Source organism: Microvirga sp. HBU67558 (assembly GCF_018069605.1).
Lineage (GTDB): Bacteria > Pseudomonadota > Alphaproteobacteria > Rhizobiales > Beijerinckiaceae > Microvirga > Microvirga terrae.
This window is the reverse complement of record NZ_JAGPUP010000563.1, coordinates 185,664-201,852: the sequence shown is the minus strand read 5'-3', so window position 1 is coordinate 201,852 and position 16,189 is coordinate 185,664. Positions and strand designations below refer to the sequence as shown.

Genomic DNA, 16,189 nt, shown 5'->3' with positions numbered 1-16,189 from the left:
AGCTTGGCCTCCAACGTTTGAAGAAGGTTCGTTGTTCCGCCCGGATTCCTGTCGCATGTGACTCTTGTCTTGATGGCCGAGCGCCCAAACTATCCGATTGGCCAGGAACAAAGATGAAGCGGCGGAGTTTCCTGAGAGCAAAGTCAAGCTTGAGTTGGAAATGTATGGTGCAGCCCTCGTTTGTCGAGGTCTGCTGCGAAGCTCTATCCTAAGCCGGAATGTGTGGAGGTTCTGCGTCCTCATTCCAGCTTAGGATGGGGCTGCCGTCTCTTGTCTGACTCATCGGCGGCTCGGCCAGAAACTGATCTGGAGACATCTCGTGACGGATACGATCCTTATTACCGGTGGTGCAGGTTTCATTGGACGATACGTTGCGCGGGCGTGCCTTGACCGTGGTCACAAGGTTCGTGTGCTCGACAGCCTCATCGAGCAGGTCCATGGCGACAGAACCCAGGCCGATGGGCTCGATCCGGATGTGGAGGTCGTTGTCGGAGACATCCGCGACGAGGCGGCGCTTCTGCGGGCGCTCAAAGGGGTCACGAAGGTCGTCCATCTTGCGGCCGAGGTTGGCGTCGGTCAGAGCATGTATGCGGTCGACCGTTATGTCTCCGTGAACGATTACGGCACAGCCGTGCTGTTCCAGCAGCTCATCGACAATCCGGTGAAGCGGGTCGTGGTCGCGTCCTCCATGAGCATCTATGGCGAAGGTCTCTATCGCGATGCCGATGGACGAATTCACGAGGATGTCGTCCGCAAGCCGCGCGCAGGCGAGAACGACCCCTGGGATCCCCTCGATGAGCAGGGGCGGCCTCTCATTCCGGTGCCGACACCCGAATGGAAGAAACCTGCATTGGCTTCGGTTTACGCGCTGTCGAAATATGTCCAGGAACGCCTGACGCTGACCCTGTGTCCGGCCTACGGCATGGAGGGTGTGGCTCTCCGGCTATGGAATGCCTACGGGCCTGGGCAGGCCCTGTCCAACCCCTATACCGGGGTTCTCGCCATCTTTGCGTCGCGGCTCCACAACGGTCAGCCTCCAATGATCTTCGAGGACGGTCAGCAGCGCCGGGACTTCGTTCACGTCGAAGATGTGGCACAGGCTTTCGTTCTGGCCCTGGAGCATGAGAAGGCTCCAGGCGGAGTCTACAATGTCGGAAGCGGACAGGATCGTACTGTCTCGGAGGTCGCGCAGCTTCTGTCCGAAGCGATGAACCGGCCTATGGCGCCGGAGATCGCCGGCAAGGCGCGTATCGGCGATATCCGTCACTGCATCGCCGATATCAGTCGGATCCAGCAGGAGCTTGGCTACAGGCCCAGGAAAGACTTCGCCGAGGGCTTGGCGGAGCTCGCCGAATGGGTCGCCAAACAGGAAGCCAAGGATCTCGTCAATGAAGCTCGCAAGGAGCTTGAAGCCCGGGGCCTGGTGGCATGAAAGCATCAGACACATCGGCTGCCGCACCGGCCGTCCTTCGCCGCCGTCCCATTCTGGTGACAGGCGGCGCCGGCTTTATCGGATCCAATCTTGCCGACCATTTCGCCACTGAGGGACACGATGTTCTGATCTACGACGCTCTGGCTCGGCCCGGCGTCGAACGTAATCTCGAATGGCTTAAAAAGCGGCACCCGAGCAGGATCTCAAGCGTGATCGGCGACATCCGCGACGAGACATCCGTCGCCGAGGCGACACGCGATGCTCAGGCCGTGTTCCACATGGCCGCCCAGGTTGCCGTGACGACCAGCCTGACGGACCCTCGCGCGGACTTCGAAATCAATATTCGCGGAACCCTGAACGTGCTTGATGCGCTCAGGCAACGCGGCGATCGGGTGCCGTTGATCTTCGCGTCAACGAACAAGGTCTATGGGGACCTTGCCGATGTGGAGTTGGAGAAGACGAACGACGCCTACAAGCCGCGTAGCCCTGCGGTCCGGGATGCAGGAATCGGCGAAAGCCGGCCTCTCGACTTCCATACACCGTATGGGTGCTCGAAGGGAGCGGCGGATCAGTATGTGCTGGATTATGCGCGCTCCTTTGGAATTCCGACCTGCGTTATGCGCATGAGCTGCATCTACGGGCAGAGGCAGATGGGAACGGAGGATCAGGGATGGGTTGCCCATTTCCTGATCCGCGCTCTTCAAGGCGAACCCATCACGATTTATGGCGACGGCTGCCAGGTTCGTGACGTGCTCGATGTCTCCGATGCAGTTGCCGCTTACGCCTCGGCGTGGAAGCGGATCGATGCGGTTCAAGGGCGGGCTTTCAATCTCGGCGGAGGCACGGCGAACGCGATCAGTCTGCGTCAGCTCATCACTCACATCGAGGATGTCATCGGTCGCCCGGTTGAGACGATCTACGCCGATTGGCGTGCCGGAGACCAGCGCTACTACGTCTCGGATACCCGCCTCGCCACTCGGGAGCTCGGCCTGAAACAGCCGATCTCCTGGCTCAAGGGCGTGGCTGCATTGGCGGCCTGGCTGCAGAATGAGAGCGGGCTCGCCCGCTCGAATTCTCTGCCCTCTTCCCTTCAGAATGCCGAGGCCCTGTCATGAGGGCCCATGTTGTTTGCGGGTTGCGCGATAACGAGAGACGCCATGGCATGGCCTGACGGTGGAGCAGGTCTGCATGTGCTGATGACAGCAGACGCGGTCGGCGGGGTCTGGCAATACGCGCTCGATCTCAGTGATGGTCTGCGTGCACACGATGTCAAAACCACGATCGCCGTGCTCGGGCCTCCTCCGTCCGCCGATCAGCAGGTGGCGGCAGAAGCCATGGGCGCAACGCTTGTGATGACAGGCCTCCCGCTGGACTGGACCGCTCAAGCTCCGCATGAGGTCGAGGAGGCCGGCGAAGCGATTGCGCGTCTTGCCGCGCGCCTTCGCCCGGATCTCATTCATCTCAACTCGCCGGCGCTGGCCGCTCGTGCGGTCTTCGATGCTCCTGTCGTGGCAGTGTGTCACTCTTGCGTTGCGACCTGGTGGCAGGCCGTGAAAGGCGGTCGCCTCCCGGAGGAGTTCGTATGGCGGACGGAACTCGTCAGGAGAGGCTATGCGTCTGCCGGCCGCCTCCTGGCGCCGACCCTCGCATTCGCCCGCACCACAGCGAAGGTCTATGAACTCCCCCAGGTCCCGAGCGTCGTCAGAAATGGCAGGCGACTCGCGCCGTTATCAGCGAGCATGCCCGACGGCGATTTCGTCTTCACGGCTGGGCGCCTCTGGGACGAGGGCAAGAATTTTGCCGGTATCGACCGCCTGGCATCCCGTCTCCCCATACCGGTTCTCGCCGCAGGATCAGTTCGAGGGCCAAATGGTGCGACAGCTCAGGCGGTTCACGCCAGAGTGCTCGGCCAGTTGAGCGATATGGACGTTACCCGGTACCTGAGCGCCAAGCCGATCTTCGTCTCGCCGGCACGATATGAACCCTTCGGCCTTGCCGTTCTCGAAGCCGCCCAGATGGAATGCGCTTTGATCCTGTCCGACATACCGACGTTCCGGGAATTGTGGGAGGATGCCGCGTTGTTCGTCGATCCAGATGATGAGAGCGCAGTTGTCGAGGCAACCGAACGCCTTCTTCGGGATCCGGAAACCCGCCGCGCTCTGGGAAGCGCTGCACGAGCGCGCTCTGAGTCCTACACGATAGAGGCAATGAGCGCCGGGGTTCTGAGCGCGTATCGTTTCCTCCTGGAACCGAAGCCCTCGAGATCCCCCCTTGAGGGAGCTGCCGCATGAAGTTCGTGTATTTTACCCATTCCCTCGCCTCGTGCTGGAACCATGGCAACGCGCATTTCCTGCGCGGCGTCCTGCGAGAGCTCGTTCATGGAGGGCATGCTGTCGCCGTGTACGAACCGCGGGGAGCCTGGAGCCTCGAGAACCTCCTGAAGGATCATGGAGATGCAGGGCTCGATGCTTATCGTAGACTCTACCCTGAGCTGTCCTCGAGAGTCTTCAACCCGGACCTGAATCTCGAGGAAGCTCTTGCCGACGCCGACGTGGTCATCGTTCATGAATGGAACGAGCCGTGGCTGGTCGCAGCGATTGGAAAAGTGCGCCGGCTGGGTGGCCAGTTCACGCTCCTGTTTCATGACACGCACCACAGGGCCGTAAGCGATCCTGACGCTATTCGCCAATTCGATCTTGACGGCTATGACGGCGTTCTCGCTTTCGGAGAGACTCTCGCGGAGGTCTATCGACGCTGGGGCTGGGGTGATCGCGTCCACGTCTGGCACGAGGCTGCCGATACCCGGCTCTTTCACCCGCCTGCACGTGAAGTGGAGCGGAATGGCCTGGTGTGGATCGGTAACTGGGGTGACGGCGAGCGAAGCGCGGAGCTCGAAAGCTTCCTCTTCCGCCCCGCGCAGGCGGTTGGTCTTCCTCTCGAAATCTACGGCGTGCGGTATCCTGACGAGGCGCTCCGCACGCTGGCACGCTATGGCGTCACCTATCGTGGCTGGCTGCCGAACGCTCGAGCTCCTGAAGTCTTCTCGCGCCATGTGGCGACCGTTCACGTACCACGGCGGTTCTATGTCGAGATGCTCCCGGGCATCCCGACAATTCGTGTCTTTGAGGCTCTCGCCTGCGGGATTCCGCTGATCTCCGCGCCCTGGCACGATTCCGAAGGCTTGTTCAATCCCGGATCGGATTTTCTCGTTGCCGAGAATGACGCGCAGATGGAACGCCATATGAGGGCGGTTCTCCATGATTCCGACCTGCGCAGGTCCCTGGTGGAGAATGGACTCGACGCCATTCGTAGCCGCCACTCCTGTGCTCATCGGGCCGAACAGCTCCTTTCCATTCTTGCAGATCATGGCGCTGCGACGCCAATGGAGATGTCCGCATGAAGATCGCCTTTTACGGCTCCAGTCTTCTGTCTTCGTATTGGAATGGTGCCGCCACCTATTACCGCGGCCTCCTGAGTGATCTCGCCCGCCGGGGCTACAGCATCACGTTCTACGAGCCGGATGCGTTCGACCGTCAGAAGCATCGGGATATCGAGCCGCCGGATTGGGCGGAGGTAAAAGTCTATCCTGCGACGGATGAGGCCATGCGTGGAGTCGTGTCGGAGGCGGCAAAGGCTGATGTCGTGGTCAAGGCGTCCGGTGTCGGTGTTTTCGACAACGAGTTGCTGGAAGGGATCGTTGCAGCGTCTCGTCCCGATGCGATCCGCATCTTCTGGGATGTTGATGCGCCTGCAACCCTCGCTGAGTTGCGCGAGAGCCCTGACCATCCGCTGCATCGCGCGATGCCGGCTCTTGATCTTGTGCTGACCTATGGCGGCGGCCCGCCGGTGATCGGCGCCTATGAGGGCTTCGGCGCCCGCCGGTGCATCCCGATCTATAATGCCTGCGATCCGTCGACCCATCATCCCGTTCCGGCAGATGATCGCTTCCTGGCAGACTTGTCCTTCCTCGGCAATCGTCTGCCCGATCGCGAGGCTCGTGTGGAGCAGTTCTTTCTGGAGCCCGCCGCACATCTGCCGGGCCGTCAATTCCTGATTGGCGGCAATGGCTGGGAAACAAAGGGAATGCCGTCGAACGTCCGTCACATCGGCCATGTCTACACGCGTGACCATAACGCCTTCAACACGAGTCCGCTGGCGGTTCTCAACATTGCCCGCGACTCGATGGCAAGCACGGGATATTCACCCGCAACCCGCGTTTTCGAGGCTGCGGGAGCCGGGGCGTGCCTGATCACGGATGCCTGGATCGGTCTGGAGCTGTTCCTGAAAGAAGGAGAGGAAGTGCTGGTGGCCCGCGACGGCAGAGATGTCGCTGACCATGTCGAGGCCCTTACGCCCGAGCGTGCCCGCGCGATCGGCGCCGCGGCAAGGGCGCGGATCATGGCTGAGCACACCTATACCCGCCGCGGTGCCGAGGTGGATGCCATTCTGCGCCAGGAAGTCTCTCAGAAGCGCGAGAGGAGCGTAGCGTGACCAAGCTCCGCGTCGTTGTCCTGGGACTGAGTCTGTCCTCCTCATGGGGGAACGGCCACGCGACAACCTTCCGCGCCTTGTTGAGGGCTTTCGCAGCGCGACATCATGACGTGCTGTTCCTGGAGCGCGACGTGCCGTGGTATGCCTCTCATCGCGATCTGAAGGATCCTGACTTCTGCCGGCTGGAGTTCTATTCCAGCTTGGAGGATCTCAAGCGCTATCAGGACTTGATCAAGGAGGCCGATGCCGTCCTTGTCGGCTCCTATGTGCCGGACGGTGTCGAGGTCGGCCGGTACGTCCAACAAACGGCCCAGGGTGTCGTGGCGTTCTATGACATCGACACGCCCGTCACGCTCGCGAAACTGGAGAGGGGCGACTACGAGTACCTCGCGCCAGGCCTGATCCCTGACTACGACGTCTACTTCTCGTTCACCGGAGGGCCGACGCTTGACTTGTTGATGGCGAGGTATGGCTCGCCCGCCGCTCGGGCGCTTTACTGTTCGGTTGATCCTGAGGCGTATCCGAGCCTTGATGAGGAGAAGCGCTGGGATCTGAGCTATCTCGGGACGTACAGTCCAGACCGGCAGCCGACCCTTGAGCGGCTCCTGATCGAACCAGCCCTGAGAGCGCCTCATCTTCGTTTCGTCGTCGCAGGTCCCCAATATCCGGCCGACATCGATTGGCCGGAGAACGTTGAGCGTATCGACCACATTCCTCCGAGCGACCACCCGGCCTTTTATGCGCGGAGCCGCTATACTCTCAATGTCACGCGGGCCGACATGATCAGGGCAGGTTATAGCCCGAGCGTTCGCCTTTTCGAGGCCGCAGCCTGTGGAACGCCGATCATTTCCGATGTTTGGGATGGGATTGAGACGCTTCTTGAACCGGATCGGGAGATCGTACTGGCGCGCCGGTCCGACGATGTTCTCACGGTTCTCGGGACTTGGACCGACAATAAGAGAAAGGACCTGGGAAGTCGCGCACGGCATCGCATCCTTGAGGAGCATACATCGGCTCACCGTGCCGCATCGATGGAGCGGGATCTTTTCGAAGCCCTTCGGCGCCGACATCAGGAACGGCCGCTCGCTTTGGCAGTTGAGTCCTGATGCTATGAATAGATTCAAGCCGGGCATTGAACAAATGCCAGGCTGTGCGGTTGGGGCAGAGTAGGTTTGTACCTTGAGGCCCTCTGAAGGTCCGAGAAGGAGCGTTCTCATGAAGAATGGCACAGGTAAGCATGTTCTCGTAGCCGGTGGGGCCGGATTCCTCGGGTCCCATCTCTGCGATGCCCTTCTCAGCGAAGGCGCTCATGTGACCGTCCTTGACAACTTTCAAACAGGACGAAAGCAGAATATCCGCCATCTGGAGCGGGAGCCACGCTTCGATCTCATCGACAGCGATATCATCAAGCCTCTGCCGTCCCGGCTGCGGTCGAAGCGCCTGAAGATCGATGAAGTCTTCAACCTTGCCTGTGCAGCCTCCCCTCCGCATTATCAGGCCGATCCGGAGCACACGATGCTGACGAGCGTTGTGGGCACGCACAATCTTCTCACCTTCGCTGAAGCGACAGGGGCGCGGTTCTTCCTCGCCTCGACCAGCGAGATCTATGGCGATCCAGAGGTGCACCCGCAAACGGAGAGCTATTGGGGAAACGTCAATCCGACCGGGCCGCGTGCATGCTATGACGAAGGCAAGCGCGCTGCCGAGACGCTGACCTTCGATTTCGACCGCGCGGGACGGGCCGACGTTCGTGTGGCGCGGATCTTCAATACCTATGGCCCACGCATGCGCGCCGACGATGGCCGCGTCGTGTCCAACTACATCTGCCAGGCTCTTACAGGCGATGATATCACGGTCTACGGAGACGGAAGCCAGACACGGTCGTTCTGCTACGTGTCCGACCTTGTCGATGGATTCTTGCGCCTGATGGCCTATGACGGCCCGTTCCCGGGCGCAGTCAACCTCGGTAACCCGGTCGAGCTCACCGTGGGTGATCTGGCCGAGAAGGTTCTGGCCATGACCGGCTCCTCATCCCGCGTTGTTACGCGGCCGTTGCCGATCGATGATCCACGCCGCCGGCGTCCCGACATTTCCCTGGCCAAGAATCTGCTCGGATGGTCGCCACGCACAGCGTTGGACGCCGGCCTGAAAGCGACGATTGCCTGGTTCTCGGCCGAACAGGCTGAAGACGGAACAGCGGCTCGCAAGACGTCAACCGTCGGAAGTACGATCTCGGCCGGACAAGTCTGAGATCTCGTAAAACACACCACTGGCTCATAGGGCGCGCCGGATCACGAACGGCGCGCCCTTGTTCGTTTGGGATTGATGACGGAAGAGCTCGCCCCGAGCATAGGCACAAAAAAAGGCGCTCCGGGAGGGAGCGCCTTCTCTGATAGTTTTTCCGGTGCTCAGCTCTTCGCCGCACCGATCGTGTCGGCCATCCGTGCGCCACGAACTCCCATGGGCTGATCGGAGCCTTCGGTTGTATCCTTCGCCGTCTGGTGCTCCATCTCTGAATTGATCTCGGCACCCAGCAGCACGACGATTGTCGACAACCAGATCCACGTCATGAAGCCGATGACGGCGCCGAGTGAACCATAAGTCTCGTTGTAGCTTCCGAAATTTGCAACATACCATGAGAACAGCATGGAGACGGCAAGCCACAGGACGGCCGCGATGATCCCGCCGGGCGTGACCCAACGCCACTCGGCCTTGTCGCGGCTCGGCCCGAACCGGTAGATCAGCGAAAGGCCTAGAACGACTCCGATCAGCAGGATCGGCCAGCGCGCAAGCGATACCAGCCATTCGGCTCCTGAGCCCAGTCCGATGAAGTTGAGCAGGATCGGCAGGATGATAATTCCGGTGAGAGCAACAAGAATGAAGACAATCGCTCCCAACGTGAAGGATAGAGACAGCAGGTTCAGTTTGACGAAGCTTCTCTTCTCGTCCTCGCCATAGACGATGTTGAGGGCGTCGAAGATGGCCTTCATACCGGCATTCGCGCTCCACAAGGACAATCCAAGGCCGAAGATGAAACCGAACCCGAGGGCACCGCCTCCCTTGGAAGCGATACGGGTGACCTGTTCGCGGATGATGTCGAGAGCGCCACTGGGCAACACGCCCGACAGGGTGTTCAGATGATCCTGGATCGTGGCCGGGTCGGCGAAGAGGCCGTAGATGGAGACGAGGGCTGCGATCGCCGGAAACAGCGCCAGCAGGGCATAGTAGGTGACGCCGGCTGCAACCGACATGATGCGGTCTTTGTTGAACTCTTCATAGGTGCGCCACAGGATGTCCTTCCATCCCTGGGCCGGGATCTCCGTTGGCGTGTCGGCGCTCCGCCCGCGCCCCTTCTCGGCAGCGGCTTGCGGCGGGGCATGCTGCTTCTCGCCCAAATCTGAATCGGTCTGTCGGCCCTGACGCCGGGTCGATGCCGGTTGCGATGACGATCGTCCTGTCTGGACAGGATCCACGCGATCCCCTCCGACGACGAGGCGGACGAGAGCCCATCCGAGCACCACGGCCCACATGGTCGTGACAGTCGAGGATGAGGAGGACTGCCTCCCTCCAGGTGGCTGGATTGCCGGATTGTTCGCCATAGTCGACACTGCCTCGGTTGTCGGGTGCAGGCCAAACGGCCTGGTTCAACCGTAAACCTTCCGAATTACTCAGTGGTTCCACACACTTATTGTGTGGAGACGATCCTGGACTGTCCGCCATAAGGTTTTGGTGTTGATCTGCATTGAAGAAGCGGGAACCCGGTTCGTCGGTTTTGCCCAGCCCTTTTGATCGTACGCTTTAACCCGGATGCAAGACTCTCTGGACCAGTGTCTCCCTCGATCCACGAGGAGGGTCTGAAATGGACGAGTGGTCAGGACGCAAATGGGAGCCAGTGACAGAGGAGCGTCTGCTTCGGGCGATCGATGTTCTGGTTGATATCGCGAAGGAGCACGGGCCGGCCTTCAATCCGGTTCTTGAAACGATACGGCAGGAGCTGCACGATTTCCGCTCTCGGACGCAGCCCATGGTCGATCAAGCAGAGGAAACCCCTGTCCGCAAGGCAGGCTGAGCTCGCTGCTGCTAGGGATCTGTAAGGGAGCACCGCCAATTGTCCTGCCGTCGGACGGTGCTTCCCTCAAATGGGTTCGTCAGGCGGGCTGAAGCTGTTCTTCACGCACGAGGCGCTCCGGGCCCTGCTGATTGCCCTTGATGTGATACTGAAAGCCGTTGCTGTCAGCAGGGAGAAGTCGGATCACTTCCCAGGTGTCCTGGGGCTGGACGACATCGATGGTCGCGACCATATTGAGGAAGGCCTCCACGGTATTGGTGCTGGCAAACTTGACCATTCGCACCTGATCTCCGACCTTGAACCTGTGCGATGCCATGACCCGGATCCCCGCTCAAAAAAGCTACCTGAGCAGTAGGAACTAACATAGGTTAGTTTCGTTCCATGGCTCATGATGAACAAATATTCAGACGACACTCCGGTTGTTCTGCTAGTCGAGGATGAACTCCTCGTGCGGATGGCGGCGGCCGGCGATTTAGAGGATGCCGGTTTTCACGTGCTGGAAGCGGCCAATGCGGATGTGGCCCTCGCGGTCCTGGAAACCTGTTCTAACGAAGTACAGGTGCTATTCACTGATATCGACATGCCGGGATCCATGAACGGTCTTGATCTGGCCGAGAATGTTCAGCAGCGGTGGCCGCACATCTCGCTCCTGATCTCGTCCGCCTATCACAAGCCTACCGCCGAGCAGATCCCCGACGACGGCCGGTTCGTCCCAAAGCCGTATTCCAGCGAAGATGTGGTTCAGCACATCCGCGAACTCGTGACGAGCCAGTAGGCCGCGCCAGTAACGGAGCAGCCAACGCGCAGGTTGAAGATCTCCGGCGACTGGGTCAAATTCCCACGTGGCGGACCGTGATGCCCATGGCGAAGTCACGCGTTCCGCCGGGCTGAACGAGAACAATGCCTGGCTTAGCGGACAATTCACCATCGAAGCCTTCCGGATCCGCATGCCCCTGCCAAGGCTCGATGCAGATGAAGCCGGCTCCAGGCTTGGTCCAGATGCCCAGATGCGGCATTCCTGGAAAGTCGACACGGATCGATCCGCCACGTGGCGCTCCATAGACGACGGATCTGCTTTCGAGCTGGTCGAAGACGAGAGCATCTGTCTCGAACAAGTTATCGTTCAATAAGAGGATCCCATCACGCACGGGGCTCATCTCGGCTTTGCGGCTGATCAAACCGTCGACCGGCCGGCGAATTGGAGCGGTTTCTTCGTACTCGAAACGAACTGCATGGGCCTCCCGTGGTGCCCCAAACGGCAGCGGCCAGCGAAAGGCGGGGTGAAATCCAAGCGAGACCGGCATGGCAGCAGAGCCGGAATTCGTTACCGAAGCCGTGACCGTCAGCGTCGTCCCATCGATTTTATAGGAAACATCGAGTTGAAAGGGAAACGGATACTGCCGAAGCGTAGCCTCGTCGGAGCACAGGCGGAACCGGCACCGGGATGCTTCGGACTCCTTGAGCTCGAATTGGGATCCTCGTGCAAAGCCGTGCTTTGGCAGCTCATAGTCGGAGCCGTCGACCTGGATCCGGTCATTCCTCACACGTCCGACGATGGGAAACAGAAGTGGCGAGCGCCCGGTCCAGAACGCAGGATCGCCGTCCCACAGGAGGTCTCGCCCCTGCTCGTCCTGGAGCCGCACAAGCTCGGCGCCTCTATCGGACACTTGAGCCCGCAGATAGGGGCTCGCAATGGTAGCGCTCATTCGAACAATTCCTCGCCTGCCTCTGCACACTAGCACGAAGCCGGGAGCGAAGCCGATCTCAGCATGAAGGTATCGACAGGTTTGATCGAATTGCCCTTATGGCCACCCTCACCAGACCTGAAGGTCAGCGTACACCTCTGACGATTTGTGGCAGAGCTTGAGCCAAGTCGTTCGGGTTGAATGGCTTTTCCCAGCACGGGACGGCCGAGTAAGCCCGCGGGACGGAGGCAGGTGCATAACCCGTCGCAAACACGAAAGGGATCCCATGTTCGAGCAAGGCGTCGGCGACTGGGAAGGCCGTCGCCCCACGCAGGTTGATGTCGAGCACGGCCGCATCAACTTGCTCCGACGACGAGAGCAGGGCGAGAGCTTTCTCGCGGTCCGATGCAGGCCCGATGATCGTGGCGCCCAATTTCTCCAAAGCCTGGGCCATATCCTCAGCGAGGAAATACTCGTCCTCGACCACGAGGATTCGACAATCACGCAACGACTGCTTGTGTCCAGAGACCGCCATACGCCTACTCCTCTGCCAAACAACCTCGCGACGGGGCAGTCCTATTGATAGGCCGGCTTGGGCAATACGAGGAATAACATAAGTAAGCCCCGCCGGTTCCTCGCGAACCGGAAATGGCTCGGGGAGCCTCAAACGGCCAAGGATGACGATAGTCTCTGCCCGGCTGCAGGCCACGTCAACGACGTCTCCCACCAGCGCCTCACAGCCCACGCGGTCGATTGTGCTGCGTTGCCGCCCGACGTGCCATACCGCACTGTCGTATGCTCCTAGCGGCTCAGGAGCTCCATGTTTCTCTCAGATCGGGGCCTTATGAGCATTCCGTCCCACCGCATCAATAGATCAGGGACCTGCGAGCCCGCCATCGGCTTCGCATAGAGGTAGCCCTGCGCATGATCACATCCGAGGTCACGCAGGCGCCGGGCTTGGCCATGCGTTTCCACGCCTTCTGCGGTCACCTGCAGTTGCAGACTTCTGCCGAGACCAATGACGGCCGCTGTGATCGCGTCATCGTCGGAATCATGCTCGAGATCCCGTACGAAACTTCTGTCGATCTTGATATGATCGACGGGGAACTGCTTCAGGTGCGTTAACGAGGCGTAGCCGGTTCCAAAATCGTCGAGCGCAATCTGGATACCGTGTTCACGGAACTGTGCCAGAGCCGAGGCGACGTTGCTGGAGTTTCTCCCAAGGAGCACGGTCTCCGTGACTTCGACCTCGAAGACATTGGGCGGAATTTTAAGCCAGTCGAAGGTTCTCAACATGCCGTCGACCAGCCCCGACTGGCCGAACTCAGCCGGCGACAGATTAAGCGCGACGCGGCCGAAAGGGAGGTCCTGATCAAGCCACTGACGCACATCCGCTGCAATCTTCGAAATCAGAAGCTTGCCGATGGAAATCGCCGTTTCATGATCCTCGAAGACGGCTCCGAAGAAGCTGGGAGTCAGAATGCCCTTCGTTGGATGCTGCCAGCGCGCCAGGGCTTCGAGACCTACGATCTCCCCCGTCGAGAGGCTAACTTTCGGCTGGTAGAATGGAATGATCTGATCGTTCTCGACCGCCTCTCGCATTCCTCGCCCTAAAGAGACGCGCTGTTCGAGAACTCTCCGCATGTCTGGCGAGTACGTGACGACTCTGTTGCGTCCCTGAGATTTTGCCTGGTACATGGCAATGTCCGCATCTTTGACCAGTTCCGTCGGCGTTCCATCGTGATCTGGAAAAGCCGCGATGCCAATGCTTACCCGACTGAGGAGGGTCCGCTTCCGGTAAGTGAACGGCTGGCGTAGCATGTCCGCAATGAGCGTACCCAAACGCGCGGCGTTCTCGAGCTTGAGCGGATCGACGACAAGTACCGCGAACTCATCTCCGCCGATCCGAGCCACGGTGTCACAAGCGCGAACCATGGCTGAGAGACGGCGTGCCGTCTCCTGCAGCAGCGCATCACCCGCATCATGGCCAAGTGTGTCATTGATGTCCTTGAAATCATCCAGATCGATCAACAGGAGGCTGACGCTCGTTCCGCCTTGCTGGGCGGCCGCCAGGGCGGCCTCAAGCCGGCGTTGGAAGAGATTGCGGTTGGGAAGACCCGTAAGGGCGTCATGATTGGCCGAGCGCCAGATTTCTTCTTCTGCTTCCTTTTGCTCGCTGATATCGAACGTGACGCCTACGATCCGGTCAGTCCCAGCCCTCTCGGCCCGCGCTCGAAGCCACCGAAACTCGCCGTTAGGCAATACGTAGCGGCACTCCACGGCGTCGGAACCGCGGATCTGTATCCGTTGAAGGAAATCCTCGACCCTCTGATGGTCGTCCGGATGGATTCCTGTCATGAAGGTTCTGTCAGTTCCAGGCGTGACGCCCAGAAGTGCAAGCGCGTTCTCGGACCGCGTCGTGGTGCCTGTCTGCGGATTGAACTCCCACGCAATCATATGCGCGGCCTTCAAGGCGAGCCGCAAACGTTCTTCACTTTCCCCCAGAGCCTGCTCGGACTGCTTACGCTCGTGGATGTCCATGGCAATGCCGAACCATTGTTCAACCTTGCCGTGCTCATTCTTGAGCGGTTGCCCCCGGATAATGAACCAGCGATGCATCCCATCCGACGCGCGTCGAAGCGGCAACTCCAGTTCGAAGGATTGGCCGCCGCGAAGGGCTCCGGCCCACATCTCGGAAGCCCGCTCGCGATGGAGAGGGTGGATCACCGTAAACCAGCCTTTTGGCGTGGAGTTCGGCCCAGCCCCCGCATATTCATGCCAAACGTCGTTGCAGTACGTGAGTTCCCCATCGGGATCGCTGAACCAGACCACCTGCGGTGAAGTAAAGGAAAGCGGCATGACGTCAATGAGCGTACGAAGACGCTTCTCGCTTTTCCGCAGGCTCTGCTCGGCTCGTCGGAACTCTGTCATGTCACGGGAGATGCACAGATATGCTTGTGGACGCCCGTCGCGCCCCATGATGGGAGTGACCACCACGTCCCACCATTTCTGCCCCCCTGCCGCGGTTGCACAAGGGCCTTGGAAACGCCCTGTCCCGCCCGATTTCGCATGCTCGAGCGCTTCACACGCGTCTCTTCCAGCGACACCGCTCCAAAGATCAGCCCAATTGCGACCCTCAATCGTACCGAAATCCGCCACATCCATCGCGCGCAAACCGCTTTGGCTCATGAAGCGGAGGTCTCCTCTGAGATCGAAGACCTTTATGCAGTCGTCGGAGCTGGCCAACAGGCGCCGCGTAAACTCCTCGCGATCAGCGGCCGCCCTGTTGGCGAGCTTCAACTCCAGTTGACACATCACCGCACCTGCGAGGGCCGTCAATGCGTGCTTCTGTTGTTCGTTCAATCCCTGCGGACGTGGTTCGTGGGCAAGGACGCACAGCATCCCCAGTGGAAGGCCATCCTTCGTTTTCAGAGGTGCCCCGGCGTAGAACGAGAACTTGGAGCATTCCTCGGCCAACGGATGGTTTCGAAATTGAGGGTCGGTTGCGAGGTCTGCAACAACAAACACCCCTGGGTGCAGGATTGCATGATTGCATATCGAAATCTCGCGGGGTGTCTCGGAGATCTCGAGGCCGATCCGCGCCTTGAACCACTGCCTGTGCTCATCCAGGAAAGAAATGAAGGCAGTTTCCGTCTCACAGATCTGTGCTGCAACTTTTGCGATGCTGTCGAATTCGAGCTCCGCTTCCGTATCAAGGATGTCGAATTGATAAAGGGCAGCAAGGCGGTCGACCTCTTTCCACTGAGGTACGTCGCGAAGACCAGGACATTCTACCATTCTAAAACTGCCCGCGCCGAAGCGCCCGAGTTGCTCAGGAGATGTCGGATTCCAACCGACACAGCAGAATGGCATCATGCCTCGAGCAAATCTCGATCTGCTGCTGATAGAACATCCGGGCTCGCAACCGGTAAAATGGCAAAGCGTCATGCCGGCCATCAATCAGGCCTGCCATAGTGCTGACGGCGGTACTGTCCGCAATAAATTGAACTATACTCAACCCTGGGATAGCGGCCCGGTCCAGTCGAGGTCAAGAAGCGGCGAAAGCTCCCTCGCATTTATGGTTAACAGGACATGCGCAGATCTGCGGCTGATCACTCAGCGTGCGCCTTGGCTCCGCTGGCTCAGGTCCGGGACGCAAGTCCAACGGCACATGCGTGAGGGGAGGTCTGCTCCGCGCAATCTTCATCGGGTACGACGCGATGCGGGATCAATCCAAGGGTGAGCTCCGGTTCAAGATCCCGATGAGCAGAAACCATCCGCGACCGGGGCTGAACGTCAATGGATTCGCCTCGAACGGTGGGCGCCCGCCATCGAATAGGATGGGCGAATACGTGGTCCCACGTAGAGAAAAGCTGCGGAAACTACGTAGTAATTTTATGTCATTAGCGGCTAGCCTACGCCAGCGACTGCAATTCTGAAACATCGGAACGGTAAAAAGCCCTGACTTGTCAGCCTGTTGATGCTGCGATTCAAAGAGGCCGCTGCCCCTGA

14 protein-coding genes are annotated in these 16,189 nt (G+C 59.9%); 9 read left to right on the top strand and 5 right to left on the bottom strand.

Translation table 11 applies throughout. The annotated features are described in order from the left end of the window. The first annotated feature begins 319 nt into the window (after positions 1 to 319). The 7 genes from KBI52_RS31935 (at position 320) to KBI52_RS31905 (ending at position 8,173) form a co-directional block, all read left to right on the top strand. Positions 320 to 1,432, top strand: a complete 1,113-nt coding sequence (locus KBI52_RS31935; RefSeq protein ID WP_173950027.1) for an NAD(P)-dependent oxidoreductase — start codon at positions 320 to 322, stop codon at positions 1,430 to 1,432. Further along, the gene (locus KBI52_RS31930) at positions 1,429 to 2,547 is read left to right on the top strand and encodes an NAD-dependent epimerase/dehydratase family protein (protein ID WP_210812814.1); all 1,119 of its coding nucleotides are present in this window, start codon (positions 1,429 to 1,431) and stop codon (positions 2,545 to 2,547) included. The genes KBI52_RS31935 and KBI52_RS31930 overlap by 4 nt, the downstream gene beginning before the upstream one ends. A 42-nt stretch (positions 2,548 to 2,589) precedes the next feature. Beyond that, complete coding sequence (locus KBI52_RS31925) at positions 2,590 to 3,723, top strand: glycosyltransferase family 4 protein (protein WP_210812813.1); 1,134 nt, start codon at positions 2,590 to 2,592, stop codon at positions 3,721 to 3,723. Continuing rightward, positions 3,720 to 4,832 (top strand): glycosyltransferase, encoded by a 1,113-nt coding sequence (locus KBI52_RS31920; RefSeq protein ID WP_210812812.1) that lies wholly within the window; start codon positions 3,720 to 3,722, stop codon positions 4,830 to 4,832. Before KBI52_RS31925 ends, KBI52_RS31920 begins: the two co-directional genes overlap by 4 nt. Further along, positions 4,829 to 5,923, top strand: a complete 1,095-nt coding sequence (locus tag KBI52_RS31915) for a glycosyltransferase (protein WP_210812811.1) — start codon at positions 4,829 to 4,831, stop codon at positions 5,921 to 5,923. The genes KBI52_RS31920 and KBI52_RS31915 overlap by 4 nt, the downstream gene beginning before the upstream one ends. Beyond that, positions 5,920 to 7,029, top strand: a complete 1,110-nt coding sequence (locus KBI52_RS31910; RefSeq protein ID WP_210812810.1) for a glycosyltransferase — start codon at positions 5,920 to 5,922, stop codon at positions 7,027 to 7,029. The genes KBI52_RS31915 and KBI52_RS31910 overlap by 4 nt, the downstream gene beginning before the upstream one ends. A 109-nt stretch (positions 7,030 to 7,138) precedes the next feature. Then, the gene (locus KBI52_RS31905) at positions 7,139 to 8,173 is read left to right on the top strand and encodes a UDP-glucuronic acid decarboxylase family protein (protein WP_210812809.1); all 1,035 of its coding nucleotides are present in this window, start codon (positions 7,139 to 7,141) and stop codon (positions 8,171 to 8,173) included. A 158-nt stretch (positions 8,174 to 8,331) separates the two neighbouring features. On the opposite strand, the gene KBI52_RS31900 is transcribed toward KBI52_RS31905, so the two are convergent. Further along, on the bottom strand, positions 8,332 to 9,522 hold the full coding sequence (locus KBI52_RS31900) for a YihY/virulence factor BrkB family protein (protein WP_173950033.1): 1,191 nt from the start codon (positions 9,520 to 9,522) through the stop codon (positions 8,332 to 8,334). A gap of 260 nt (positions 9,523 to 9,782) precedes the next feature. Between KBI52_RS31900 and KBI52_RS31895 the strand changes: the two genes are divergently transcribed. Continuing rightward, positions 9,783 to 9,992, top strand: a complete 210-nt coding sequence (locus tag KBI52_RS31895) for a hypothetical protein (RefSeq protein WP_173950034.1) — start codon at positions 9,783 to 9,785, stop codon at positions 9,990 to 9,992. A gap of 79 nt (positions 9,993 to 10,071) precedes the next feature. Here KBI52_RS31895 and KBI52_RS31890 read toward each other — a convergent pair whose 3' ends face one another. Next, entirely contained in the window at positions 10,072 to 10,269 is a 198-nt protein-coding gene (locus tag KBI52_RS31890) for a hypothetical protein (protein WP_173950035.1), read from the bottom strand. A gap of 111 nt (positions 10,270 to 10,380) precedes the next feature. Between KBI52_RS31890 and KBI52_RS31885 the strand changes: the two genes are divergently transcribed. Continuing rightward, entirely contained in the window at positions 10,381 to 10,767 is a 387-nt protein-coding gene (locus KBI52_RS31885; protein ID WP_210812808.1) for a response regulator, read from the top strand. Between the two features lie 55 nt (positions 10,768 to 10,822). On the opposite strand, the gene KBI52_RS31880 is transcribed toward KBI52_RS31885, so the two are convergent. The 3 genes from KBI52_RS31880 to KBI52_RS33720 all read right to left on the bottom strand — a co-directional run bounded on the left by KBI52_RS31880 (position 10,823) and on the right by KBI52_RS33720 (position 15,634). Beyond that, positions 10,823 to 11,698 carry an aldose 1-epimerase family protein gene (locus KBI52_RS31880; protein WP_173950037.1) on the bottom strand — a complete coding sequence of 292 codons (876 nt, stop codon included), beginning with the start codon at positions 11,696 to 11,698 and terminating at the stop codon, positions 10,823 to 10,825. Between the two features lie 124 nt (positions 11,699 to 11,822). Beyond that, positions 11,823 to 12,212, bottom strand: a complete 390-nt coding sequence (locus tag KBI52_RS31875) for a response regulator (RefSeq protein ID WP_210812807.1) — start codon at positions 12,210 to 12,212, stop codon at positions 11,823 to 11,825. Positions 12,213 to 12,478: 266 nt separating this feature from the next. After that, positions 12,479 to 15,634, bottom strand: coding sequence for an EAL domain-containing protein (locus KBI52_RS33720; RefSeq protein WP_210812806.1), 3,156 nt, complete (start codon positions 15,632 to 15,634; stop codon positions 12,479 to 12,481). Positions 15,635 to 16,189 lie beyond the last annotated feature (555 nt).

Excerpts from the sequence above, each read along its gene's own strand:
- KBI52_RS31930 (WP_210812814.1), top strand. The coding sequence starts at position 1,429 with ATGAAAGCATCAGACACATCGGCTGCCGCACCGGCCGTCCTTCGCCGC.
- KBI52_RS31925 (WP_210812813.1), top strand. The coding sequence starts at position 2,590 with ATGGCATGGCCTGACGGTGGAGCAGGTCTGCATGTGCTGATGACAGCA.
- KBI52_RS31920 (WP_210812812.1), top strand. The coding sequence starts at position 3,720 with ATGAAGTTCGTGTATTTTACCCATTCCCTCGCCTCGTGCTGGAACCAT.
- KBI52_RS31915 (WP_210812811.1), top strand. The coding sequence starts at position 4,829 with ATGAAGATCGCCTTTTACGGCTCCAGTCTTCTGTCTTCGTATTGGAAT.
- KBI52_RS31905 (WP_210812809.1), top strand. The coding sequence starts at position 7,139 with ATGAAGAATGGCACAGGTAAGCATGTTCTCGTAGCCGGTGGGGCCGGA.
- KBI52_RS31900 (WP_173950033.1), bottom strand. The coding sequence starts at position 9,522 with ATGGCGAACAATCCGGCAATCCAGCCACCTGGAGGGAGGCAGTCCTCC.
- KBI52_RS31895 (WP_173950034.1), top strand. The coding sequence starts at position 9,783 with ATGGACGAGTGGTCAGGACGCAAATGGGAGCCAGTGACAGAGGAGCGT.
- KBI52_RS31890 (WP_173950035.1), bottom strand. The coding sequence starts at position 10,269 with ATGGTCAAGTTTGCCAGCACCAATACCGTGGAGGCCTTCCTCAATATG.
- KBI52_RS31885 (WP_210812808.1), top strand. The coding sequence starts at position 10,381 with ATGATGAACAAATATTCAGACGACACTCCGGTTGTTCTGCTAGTCGAG.
- KBI52_RS31880 (WP_173950037.1), bottom strand. The coding sequence starts at position 11,698 with ATGAGCGCTACCATTGCGAGCCCCTATCTGCGGGCTCAAGTGTCCGAT.
- KBI52_RS31875 (WP_210812807.1), bottom strand. The coding sequence starts at position 12,212 with ATGGCGGTCTCTGGACACAAGCAGTCGTTGCGTGATTGTCGAATCCTC.
- KBI52_RS33720 (WP_210812806.1), bottom strand. The coding sequence starts at position 15,634 with ATGGCCGGCATGACGCTTTGCCATTTTACCGGTTGCGAGCCCGGATGT.